General features: G+C 31.9%; 9 protein-coding genes, 3 pseudogenes and 1 other annotated feature. Of the genes and pseudogenes, 11 read left to right on the forward strand and 1 reads right to left on the reverse strand.

Features of this window, described 5'->3' with window-relative positions:
• Positions 1-53 precede the first annotated feature (53 nt).
• From CQ058_RS00005 to CQ058_RS00065, 11 genes and pseudogenes are all read left to right on the forward strand, one after another.
• A pseudogene (locus tag CQ058_RS00005) lies at positions 54-446 on the forward strand (zinc-binding dehydrogenase); the annotation flags it as partial.
• A 273-nt stretch (positions 447-719) separates the two neighbouring features.
• Positions 720-1,319 (forward strand): undecaprenyl-diphosphatase, encoded by a 600-nt coding sequence (locus tag CQ058_RS00010; RefSeq protein WP_002141978.1) that lies wholly within the window; start codon positions 720-722, stop codon positions 1,317-1,319.
• Positions 1,320-1,558: 239 nt separating this feature from the next.
• Positions 1,559-3,697 (forward strand): penicillin-binding protein, encoded by a 2,139-nt coding sequence (locus CQ058_RS00015; protein ID WP_002189760.1) that lies wholly within the window; start codon positions 1,559-1,561, stop codon positions 3,695-3,697.
• A gap of 176 nt (positions 3,698-3,873) precedes the next feature.
• Positions 3,874-4,131, forward strand: a binding site (T-box leader).
• Between the two features lie 65 nt (positions 4,132-4,196).
• Positions 4,197-5,435: an MFS transporter gene (locus CQ058_RS00025; RefSeq protein WP_002189759.1), complete on the forward strand. Its 1,239-nt coding sequence runs from the start codon at positions 4,197-4,199 to the stop codon at positions 5,433-5,435.
• Between the two features lie 113 nt (positions 5,436-5,548).
• Positions 5,549-5,752 (forward strand): annotated as a pseudogene (locus tag CQ058_RS00030) (penicillin-binding protein); the annotation flags it as partial.
• A gap of 57 nt (positions 5,753-5,809) precedes the next feature.
• Positions 5,810-5,980 (forward strand): annotated as a pseudogene (locus CQ058_RS00035) (GNAT family N-acetyltransferase); the annotation flags it as partial.
• A gap of 169 nt (positions 5,981-6,149) precedes the next feature.
• A complete protein-coding gene (locus tag CQ058_RS00040; protein ID WP_105589361.1) occupies positions 6,150-6,605 on the forward strand; it encodes a DUF1453 family protein in 456 nt (151 codons plus the stop codon).
• A 79-nt stretch (positions 6,606-6,684) separates the two neighbouring features.
• Entirely contained in the window at positions 6,685-7,191 is a 507-nt protein-coding gene (locus CQ058_RS00045) for a DUF3189 family protein (RefSeq protein WP_002013190.1), read from the forward strand.
• A gap of 192 nt (positions 7,192-7,383) precedes the next feature.
• Positions 7,384-8,190 (forward strand): DegV family protein, encoded by an 807-nt coding sequence (locus tag CQ058_RS00050; protein WP_002032412.1) that lies wholly within the window; start codon positions 7,384-7,386, stop codon positions 8,188-8,190.
• A gap of 152 nt (positions 8,191-8,342) precedes the next feature.
• On the forward strand, positions 8,343-9,566 hold the full coding sequence (locus CQ058_RS00055; protein WP_002032411.1) for a methyltransferase domain-containing protein: 1,224 nt from the start codon (positions 8,343-8,345) through the stop codon (positions 9,564-9,566).
• A 113-nt stretch (positions 9,567-9,679) separates the two neighbouring features.
• Complete coding sequence (locus tag CQ058_RS00065; protein WP_002032410.1) at positions 9,680-10,984, forward strand: MFS transporter; 1,305 nt, start codon at positions 9,680-9,682, stop codon at positions 10,982-10,984.
• 170 nt (positions 10,985-11,154) lie between these two features.
• Here the strand turns inward: CQ058_RS00065 and CQ058_RS00070 are convergent, their stop codons facing one another.
• A complete protein-coding gene (locus CQ058_RS00070; RefSeq protein WP_002189755.1) occupies positions 11,155-12,024 on the reverse strand; it encodes an SDR family oxidoreductase in 870 nt (289 codons plus the stop codon).
• Between the last annotated feature and the right edge of the window lie 4 nt (positions 12,025-12,028).

Raw genomic sequence — 12,028 nt, forward strand, 5'->3', positions numbered from 1 at the left:
ATAAAAAATGCACCTCCAATTGTTAGACCGTGTCTAACAATTGGGGTGCACTTCAATATGGTGCAGACTTTTCTTTTAATAGTTCTGGTAATTGGGAAGAGTGCCTACATGGAGAAAAAGTGGATTTAATTATAGATAGTATAGGTCCGGCGACTTTCTTAAAATATTTTGATATATTAAAACCAAATGGAAGAATCGTTAACTTTGGTGCAAGTTCAGGAGATAAAATCGAATTACCGTTACGAGCATTATTTTATAATCAAATTGATATTATGGGAACATCAATGGGAAGCCGTGAAGAATTTAATGAGATGGTTCATTTTATAGAGAAACATAATATTAAACCAATTATTGATAAAGTATATCCATTAGAAGAAGCAATCCAAGCTTTAAATCGAATGCAGCAAGGAGAACAATTCGGTAATATTGCCCTTCGTATGGAATAAGAATATGATTTCGTAACTAATATATTTAAATGAATATGTTATGTATTATATTCATGCATAGAGTGTTCACCATACTATTTAAAATGGTTTACAACCTTTATACATATTTAGCTCGTGTAAATAGTTACGCCATTGTCAAATGAATAGTAGCAAAATGAGAATTAGATGAGAAAAGTTTAAGTCCATTTTCATATTGATGTTGTATACTGTGTAAATCAAGAACACTTGTATCTTTATTTAAAGTACAATGAGTAATAATAAGGAGAGAGTAATATGAATTACACAGTATTTCAATGGATTAATAACTTTGCTGGATCATCCAAGCTATTAGATACGCTAATGATCGCTATTACAAATAGTGCTGCATATGTAGCAATACTATTTATGCTTATCCTATGGTTCAATAATGGAAAGAAAGAGAATGCAATTAGAAAACAATATACAGTGTTATATACGACACTTTCAGTTAGTATTGCATTATTAGTAAATGTTCTTATACATGCGGTATATTACCATCCGCGTCCTTTTATAACACATCATGTAAATCAATTAGTACCGCATGCAGCAGATTCATCATTTGTAAGTGATCATTCTGTACTCGTATTTTCGATTGCTTTCGTATTTATTCTAAGAGGAGAAAAACTTAAATATATCGCGTTAATATGGGCAATATTAGTCGGTGTATCACGCATGTACGTAGGCGTTCATTATCCTCTAGATATACTTGGTGCTGCGTTCTTAACATTTATTACAAGTGGATTAGTGATGCAAAGCGCACGTATATTTGAACCGTTAGCAAGTTTTATTTTCAAAATGTATGCACTAGTAGCAAAACGAGTTCCTTTTTTAGCGAAATATAACCACATAGCGTAAACTTAAGAACCTACCAAAAAGTAGGTTCTTTTTATTTGAAGATTCGAAAAATTTCACTCACCGTATTTTATATTAAAAAATACAAAATTAATAAAAAATAAATAGCAACAGAACTGGTTTTCTTATTGTTATAGAGGAATTAGTAAAAAAACTTCGAAAAATATAGTATCTACTATATTAAAGAACATATTTAGTAGCGCATCTTCGCATTAATGCTCTGTAAAGGAAAGGAGATTAGTATGCATAAACTTCAAACGAATAAAGGCGCTCGATATATGATGATTGCTTTTATTGTTTTGTTTCTTACTATGCTTTTACGTATATTTTATATTCAAGCAGTAGGAGTCGTGCATAATGTTAATGTAAAGGATCTTGCGAAGGAACAACAAAACAAAAATGGAGTTTTAGAGGCAAATCGCGGGACAATTTATGATCAAAACGGTAAAGTATTAGTCCAAGACTCAACGACATATCGCATCGTTGTAAACCTAAAAGGAAAAGATAAATTAAAAGATAAAGAAGACACCGCACAACGTTTAGCAGATGCGCTTGAAGTTGATAAAGAGGAGATCATGAAAAATTTTCACGAAGGACGTACGCAAGTTGAAATTGGTAAAATTGGACGTAACTTATCTAGAGAAGCGAAGGAAGAGATTAATAATTTGAAAATACCAGGTGTATCTTTCACAACAGAAAAAGCCAGAGTATACCCAAATGAAGATTTCGCCTCGTATATACTTGGTTTTGCAAGACCAGACGATAAAGGTAATGCGGTGGGGAAGTTTGGGCTTGAAGAAAGTTTGGATAAATATTTGCGCTCTACAAATGGTAATGTTTCATATGTAGGTTCAAGAAAAGGAATCCCACTTACAAATGATATAGGAAAAGTAGAACCTGCTAAAAATGGAAATAACGTATACCTTACGCTTGATAAACAAATTAATAGTTTTTTAGAAGACGCGATGAATAAAGCGGCGCAACACTATGACCCTTCTATGTTAGTAGGAATTATTGCAGATCCAAAAACAGGTAAGATTTTAGCAATGTCTAGTAAGCCTAGTTATAATCCTAACAAGGGAGACATTGAATATTTTTTAAACGATCCAATTGCGAATGCATTCGAACCAGGGTCTACAATGAAAGTTTTTACATTAGCTTCTGCAATTAATGAAGGTGTATATAACGGGAAAGAATATTTCCAATCAGGAAAATACGCAGTTGGTTCAGCAGAGATTAAAGATCATAATGGCGGCTATGGATGGGGCTCAATTACATTTGATGAAGGGTTTGAACGGTCATCGAACGTTGCTTTTTCTATTTTAGAAGACCAGTTACTGAAACCAAATAAATTCAAGCAATATATGAATAAATTTGGTTTCAATCAAAAAACAGGGATAGATTTACCTGGAGAAAGTAAAAATACATTATTGTTAAATACTCAAATTCAACAAGTTACTACTTCTTTCGGCCAAGGCTCAACTGTAACTCCTATTCAAATCGTACAAGCGGCCACAGCTATAGCAAATGACGGGAAAATGATGCAACCTTATATTGTTGATAAGGTTGTAAATCCAACAAATAAACAAGTTATTATGGAAAATCAACCTAAAGAAATAGGGAATCCGATTAAAAAAGAAACTGCAGAAGAGGTAAGGAACTTAATGGAGCGAGTTATTACTTCATCAAAAGGAACGGGAACGATGTATAAAATTGATGGCTATCCGATTGGTGGTAAAACAGGGACAGCGCAAATTCCGAATCCTGAAAATGGACGATATATGGAAGGGAAAGATAATTATATTTTTTCATTCTTAGGAATGGCTCCAATTGATGATCCACAATTAGTCGTATATTTAGCCATTAAGCAACCTAAATTAAAGGGGAATGAATACGGTGCTCAGCCTCTTGCTGAAATTTTTAAACCAGTTATGAAAAATAGTCTAGAATATTTAAAAGTGAAACCATATACAGAAAAGCAAATGGCAGATGCAACAAAGCAATCTGAAATAAAAGTACAAAATTATGTAAATCAAACAATGGATACTGTAAAAAATATTGCAGAAAAAGAGAAACTTCAGCCGGTATTATTAGGAGAAGGAAAGATAATAAAACAATATCCACAGACTAGCGAAGTAATGAGTGAAGGAGATCGCATACTTCTAGTAGGAAGTAATGTGAAAATGCCTAACCTAAAAGGTTGGTCAATGCGTGATGTTATGTATTTCTCCAAGCTATTAAAATTAGATTTAAAAACTTCAGGTATGGGCTATGTAACGAGTCAAAGTATTGAAAAAGGACAAGATTTACAAGAGGGTGACACTTTAGAACTAGAATTAGAACCACCGCTACAACCGTTAGTAGAGGCAAACACGAATTAATTTGGAAATTTTGAAGGGCCTATATATAATTGGCTCTTTTTTTTAGAGATTCAACTAATTTCACGCACCGTAATTTTTAGAAAAAATAATAAATAAGACTATTAACATTGGCATAGCTTGAAATATCTGATTATTTATTATTTACAGTTAAATAGTTATGTGATAATATGGAAAAACCAAATGCAGTGAAGAGAAGAGTAGATAAAATGAATTTTTCACAGAGAGCTCCATTTAGCTGAAAAGGAGCAAAAATTCTTTATTGAATCAAGCCTCTGAGCAGCACATCGGAACCTTTTAAAAGTGGATGGTGTGACGGGAGCTCCCGTTATAGAGCTAAGGTATAAGCATGAAAATAGTGCAGTACCTGATAAGGTTAATATGGCGACATATTAACAAACTAGGGTGGCACCGCGATGATAAATCTCGTCCCTAAGACTAAAAGTCTTGGGGGTGGGATTTTTTTGTTTTTTTTAAACAATTTAGAAAGTGGGTGCCTAAAGTGAAAAAATTACTTAAAGATTGGAAATATCCTTTATTACTATTGTCCGGAGTTGGTATTGCGAATTTAGGTGCATGGATTTATTTAATCGCACTGAATGTACTTGTCTATAATATGGGTGGCTCAGCCTTAGCTGTCGCTACTTTATATGTGATAAAACCATTAGCCACTTTATTTACAAACGCTTGGTCAGGAAGTATGATAGATCGTTTAAATAAACGAAAGTTAATGATTCACCTCGATATATATCGAGTAGTATTTATCGCTATTTTACCCTTGGTTCCATCCCTTTGGATTGTCTATCTCTTAGTATTTTTTATAAGCATGGCCAGTGCGATTTATGAACCAACTGCTATGACATATATGACGAAATTAATTCCAGTAGAGCAAAGACAACGTTTCAACTCACTACGTAGTTTAATAGGATCTGGTGCATTTTTAATTGGTCCAGCAGTAGCGGGGATATTATTAATAACTGGTACACCAGAGTTTGCTATATATATGAATGCTATAGCATTTCTGTTATCAGGGTTCATTACATTACTTTTACCTAATCTTGATAAAAAAGACGATTCTAATACATCCAATGATAAATTTTCACTAACTGTATTAAAGAAAGATTGGAACATAGTTTTAAATTTTAGTAAAAAATCTATGTATATTGTTTGTGTTTACTTCTTATTTCAAGGGATGATGGTTTTAGCTACCGCTATAGATTCACTTGAACTATCGTTTGCGAAAGAAGTTTTATTGTTAACAGATAGTGAGTATGGCTTCCTAGTTAGTATCGCTGGAGCGGGTTTTATTTTAGGAGCCATAACAAATACAATTTTATCAAAAAAATTAGCACCTTCATTTCTAATTGGGATAGGATCATTATTCATTGCAATCGGATATTTGATTTATGCTTTTTCAAGTGAGTTTTTAATAGCTGCTATCGGATTCTTTATTCTATCTTTCTCTATGGCATATGCAAATACAGGATTTTACACATTTTATCAAAATAACGTTCCGGTTCATATGATGGGACGAATCGGGAGTATATACGGGCTCATTATAGCTGTTTTAACAATTTTTATAACGATTCTGTTCGGCGTTGCAACTCAATTCACTTCTATGCAACTTGTGGTCATTGTAGGAGTACTGGTAATGCTACTTATTACTATCATATTGTGCGTGTTTACCTTATTACCATCGCAGTCTAAGATATATTCCGCTGAATCAATAAAATCGAAATAGTTACCTTGATTTTTATTTGAAACTAAAGGGTGGGTGAATAGGAGGTTTCTTTACCCTATATATGGAAAAATAATAAGGGGAAAGAACAATACCAATAAACAAGGGTGGTTATTATGATAAAAACAAAAGATCAAATAGAGAAAATTGTAAAAGAAATACATCAGAATATAGATTTTTCTGGGGTAGTCTTAATAAAAAAAGATGATGATATTATCTATGAAAATTCATTTGGATATGCTAACCGAAGTGAATGTATAAACAATACACTACAAACAAGATTTGGAATTGCCTCAAGATGCAAATTATTTACTGCTATCATAAAGGGGCAGGACCTGAAAAACTAATGGTAGAAATAGAAGTAGCTTTTTAATTACATGGATATAAAAATTAGTGCATATAAAAAAGAAGACGAAATAGGCTAGGTACGTTGCCGTGCGTTATCTTTTTTAGATACAGCATATTATGACAATGTACTTAGAGCGAAAGAAAAATATGAAAATCCCGCAATTGAACTAGTAGCTATATATGAAGACCAAGTAGTAGGAGACGTATGAGTAAAAAGTACGTCTTTTTACTTTTATAAATAATGCTTAAGGCTGATGGGAAATTACATTCCATATTATACAAATTAAAGTAGCTATCGTATTTCAAGTATGATATGAACAGAGACGAATATAATTTTCAAAGGTAAACAAGTATATAGGAGGACTCTAAATGGATATTCTATTTGTTATTCTTATAATTGTATTAATTCAAGGTAAGGAATACAAAGTGAATATTAATCGTATTTGGCTCATTCCGGCTTTGCTGTGCTTTGTAACAATCCAGTCCATTATTCATATGGGACAATTAAATATATTGCAAGGACTTCTCTTCGTTGCAATGCTTGGAATTGGATTGGGTCTTGGAGTTATTAGGGGAAAAGCTTTAACATTTCGATTAGATAGTGAAACAGGTCATGTATTACGAAAAGGAAATTGGTTAAGTACAATTATTCTCCTTGTTATTTTAGGTGCGAAAATCGTGATTAAGCAAAGTATGTTTCCTGGCAGTACTCACCACACATTAATGGTTGTAACGAATGCCTTTTTATGTATCACATTAGGTACCGTAATTAGTAGACGCTATTATATTTGGAAAAAATATAATGAATTAACACAAAAAGCGTAAATACATTCGTCCCTTGTTTAACAACGCTGTGAACGGTAATACTAAATAATATTGAACTTTTACAACAAGGGATGATAATATGATATTCATTTACACAGATTTCGGTGGAACGCATTCAACTGCACTCGCTGCAGCTTATCATTTAAATAAATTACCAACAGATCGTAAGTTAACGAAAGAAGAAATATTAAATGTAGATTACTTTAATAAATTGAAAACAGAGGATATGGGAAAGATTATTTTTCATGGACAAGATGAATATGGGAATCCTGTATATACAATTGGGTGCGGGGCATCCAAAGTCGTTGTACCTGCGATGAAGCATTTAGGAGAGATTCTGCAAAAACATTATCACAGCCATGAAAAGATTATTTTTTCTAATACATCACCAACAGTTCCTTTACCAATGACTTTCGGTGGTCTGTTTTCTAGAAGGTTCCATATCGACTTTATCGGCGTACCATTACTCGTATGGGGAGCAAAACTTAGCTGTGATAACATACAAAGGCTTGTTAATTATACGAAAGAAGCTGGCCGATTGACGAATGATTATGTTGTAATTTTAGATAACGAAACATTTAAGTAATGTTAAAAGAAGGCCGGGAAATTTTGTGGTTTTCTTTTTTTTGATAAATAGACAAAAAACATTCACATTTATTATTACATCTACTATAGCCAAAATAATAAAGTCCTGTTACTATTACAGGGGATATTCTCTTTTCGTAAGATAAATATATAGAAAAGTCAGAAAAGAGGAACAGAATAAGGGAGGAACAACATGAAGCGTGTTGCTTGGTTTACTGATAGTACAACTGCGAGTTTTACAACAGATGGTGATAACTTTGTTATCCCAATTGAAGTTATTATTGATGGAGTGTCTTATAAGGATTGTGAAGAAGGAGTTCATAAACATCTTTATGAAGCGTTAAATGATGGAAGAACAGTTACTACTTCGCAACCTAACATAGGGGAAATGGTAGAATTATTTACTAAATGCAAAGAAGAATATGAAGAAGGCTTTGCAGTTGCTATTAGCGGAAAAGTAAGTGGGACCTATCAAAATATGAAGTTAGCTGCTGATATGGCAGGTTTCCCTTTAACTGTATTAGATAGTGAAACGACAAGTTATCCAATGGATGAACTTTTGAGAAAAGCTAAAACGTTATACAATGATGGTATGACTTTACAAGATATACATAAAACATTAGTAGATGAAAAAAGAAGGCCTTTTTATGTATTTCCAAAAAGCTTAAAAGGTTTATATGCAAGTGGTCGAGTAAAGGGAGTTCAATTTTTACTTGGAAGTTTATTAAGTGTCAACTTAATCTTAGAAGTAAAAGGCGGGGAACTTTTACTTGAAAAGAAAGTGCGTAAAATCCAAAAATGTAGAGAATACATTAAAAATGAGCTTGAAAAAGAATTACCAAAAGTACTTCATATGTTCTATGCTAACGATAAAGATGGAGCTGAAGAATGGATTTTAGATATTAAACAAGCATTCCCTGAAATGGATTTCAAGCTTTATCCATTGCCGATTTCATTTGCTGTTCATGCAGGTGAAGGAACAATAGCAATTAGTTATTAAGAGGAAAACCCGTGAATAATTCGCGGGTTTTTTTATTATATAAAAGCTTCATTACATCATTCTCGTATCATAAATAATAATGTATAGATAAAAGGATTTTCTACTAAAAAAAAGAAGTATGTATAAACAAATATTATAATGGTAGTGATATTATGAAAATCGGAAAGTTTGGAGAAAAAAACAATATAAGTATAGATACAATTAGACATTATATGGATCTCGGACTAATTATTCCTGAAAAGAAGGGTAGCCATTATTTTTTTGATGAGTATTGTCAAAAAGATATAGAGCTTATATTAGAGTACAAATGGCTAGGTTTTAGTTTGAATGAAATTAAAGAACTTTTTCTTTATCAAAATTTAGCAAAATCTATGAATTACGAAACAGATACTTCTTATCAATCTTTATTTAAATTGAAATATGAAAAGGTTGAACAAGAAATAAAAACATTAGAGGAAAGAAAAGATAAATTAAAGACAGCGTTAAATAATTTATCTACAGCAACTAAAATTTCGAATTCAATTTTAGGGATAGATTTAACAGTACTTAATTTATTTAAATGTTTTAAGTGTAACGGAAATTTAATTCTGGAAGATGGCATTATCAATAAGAACCAAATTGTTGAGGGAAATCTAATTTGTAATTGTGGTGAAGAATACGAGATTACCTCAGGGATTTTAATAGCTGGAAAATCATTTAAAGCGTATGAAAGGACTTTACTTGAGGAGTATATTTCAGATTATATCAATGAAACAGATACTACTTTTTTGGAGAATATACAAAGAGGAGGAGAATGGGCGAAAAAGAAACTAATGCAGCTAGATTTAAATAATAAGGTGTTACTTGATTTAGGATCGGGTCTTGGGTTCTTTTTACGAAATATTTATGAAGAACTACCAGAAGATTGTTTATATATTGCTGTTGATCGAGATTTGAATAAACTTCTATTTTTAAAAGATGTAATTGAAAAAAGAAATTCCAAAAGAAACATTCTTTTTATTTGCGCTGATTTTTTAAGTATACCTATTCAGAATCATTCTGTTGATATTGTAATTGATCAGTCTGGTACAAGTAATTACAGTTTTGAGCATGAAAATTTTTTATTGCACGAATTAAACTATCTATTCAAACCTGATTGTTATTTATTAAGTTCATTTATTGTATTTAAAAATTTTAGCATAAATAGCCAAATTACAACTAGATTAAGAGATAATTTTACGTCTTCAAAAGTCAAGGGAGAAATCCAAAAGCTACAGTTTAATTCCATAGATGAAAGAACTTCAGAATATATTGAACGAGGAGGAAAATACGAGGATTTCTTTGTTCAAGGAGAAGAAATTTATACATATTCATTTTTCGGAAAAAGATGGGGTTAACCCCATCTTTTTTAATTTTTCTTTTAAAAGTTTTTAATACTAGCATATTGATATTGGGTTGACCCGAGAACTTACACTGTACGTAATACAAAGTTCAGCGGGAGGGAAATGTTATGGGAAGTTTACGATTACATATAGAAAATAAAAAAAGAAACCAAGAACTAAGAAATATTTGTTTATATTCAATTGCAAAAACAGTATCAATATTCGGTAGCTCTATATATAGTTTCGCATTAGGATTATATGTTTTACAAATAACCGGATCTGCGTTAAATTTTGCGATTACGCTCATTTTAGGAACGATTCCAATGATTGTTATGAATCCATTTGCCGGTGTAATTGCTGATAAGGTTGATAAAAAGAAACTGGTTATTTGTATGGATTTACTAAGTGGATGCTTATTAATAACTGTTTATATATTAAGCAGCTATTATGGATTAAACTTATTCATCGTTTATACTACTACCTTTCTTATGACGGTATTTACAACATTTTTTGGAATAGGATTAGAAGCCGCAAAACCAAATATCGTCTCTAAAGAGCGGCTTATGAGTATTAACTCTATAAGTAAAATTATCGATTCTGTATCTTTAATTCTCGGTCCTATGTTAGGTGGCATCGTTTTTGCAGTCTTTGATATTAAAATTTTTATAATTATAAACGGTATTTCATTTATTCTTTCGGGTATATCCATAGTATTTATTCATTTTAAACTGTTCGAGTTCAATATAAATGAGGAATGCCCAAAAAGGAGAATTAATTTTATTAAAGATATAAAAGAGGGGTTTTCATACTTAATTGAAAAGGAAAGCTTAAAGAATACGTTTCGAATTTTAATTTCACTTAATTTCTTCTTAGGGTTTGCTGTAACTGTTCCATTGCCATACATTATTAACACAGTTCTCAATCTTAGTTCTAAGCAATTTGGTATCATTCAAGGGACTTTTCCAGTAGGGATGATAATTGGTGCAATTTTAGTAAAAAAGATAACTAATCGTTTTTCTTACTCTTATCTTTTGAAAAAGCTAAGTTCAATGTTGGCAGTTTTTATGATTATTTCAGGAATTCCAGTTCTATTCAAAAGTTTTGAAGTAAATGATTTTGTATACGTTATTATGTATTGTGTCGTTATGTTCTTTTTAGGGCTAATAATAGCGTTAATTGATATTCCTTTAATTTATTTCATGCAAAAAGAGATTCCTGATGAATATAGGGGGAGGGTACTCAGTATTGGATTAAGTATAGGTAAAATGATGCAGCCAATAGCATTGGCATTATCAGGATTAGTATTAAATTATATCCCTGCTTACACGCTTCCAATTACAGGAGGGATAGTATTTCTTATTTTGAATAAGGCTTACTCAAATAAGTTAAATTTAGAAATTCATTCAAAAGATTATAGTGTTTTGCGTAGCTAAGTGAACTTGTTAAGTAACAAAAAAGATGCTTATTTTGCAATAAAGTCCTTTAAAAAATAATAATGTTGTTTAAAAATCCTTCTTTAACTAAAGTGATAGGTGGTCGAAGTAAAGGCGCTTTTTTAAATACAAAATTTATTATTTGATTTCGGCTGTGGAATTTGATTTATCTATTTTGTATTTACTAATAAATGTGTTAATGCTTGCTTTAATGGTGTAGCCTGACGTTCTAATAAGAAATTCAAATGGGTATGTGTTGATTCTAATCCTCCTTCACGAATCCCTTTTTGAATCATTACTAACATTGGAAGGTAGGCTTCAGGTACTCCAGCACCTTTTAACATTCCTTCATAAGAAGAGTCATCTACTTCTAATAAAGGAATTTCTTTTCCTAATACTTCACTTAATGTATCAACAAATTGCTGTTGTTTTAAATTTTCACCAGAAAGTTCATAAATCTTATTTTTGTGACCATCAGCTACCAAAACATTCGCTGCTGCTTCAGCTAAATCCGGACGATATACCCAACCGATTTTCCCTTCTCCTGCAGAAGTCACCCAAGGGGCACCAGCCATACAGCTTTGAATTGTACCAAGTTCATTTTCTACATACCAGTTGTTACGCAGAATCACATAAGGAATACCTGATTCAATAATTGCTACTTCACGTGCTCTATGCATGCCCGCTAGGAAAAAGTCATTTCCTTCTGCTCTTGTAACACTTGGATAAATAATTTGTTTTACACCTGTTGCTTTGGCAGCTTCTACTGCATTTGTATGCTGACGTATAACTGTATCAAAGTCACCAAATGTTGACATGATGAATAAACGATCAACATCTTTGAATGCTGAAAACAAGGTTTCTTGATTTTCAAAATCCGTTACACGTACTTCTAAGCCTTGTTCCTTATAGCTAAGTGCTTTTTCAGACTTGTCATCACGTACCCCAACAATTATTTCTTCAATTGATAATCTGGTAAGTAAATACTCAACAATTTTAGAACCTAAATTTCCGTTTGCACCTGTTACTAAAACTTTCATACAA

Source organism: Bacillus sp. MYb56, from assembly GCF_002976445.1.
Lineage (GTDB): Bacteria > Bacillota > Bacilli > Bacillales > Bacillaceae_G > Bacillus_A > Bacillus_A mycoides.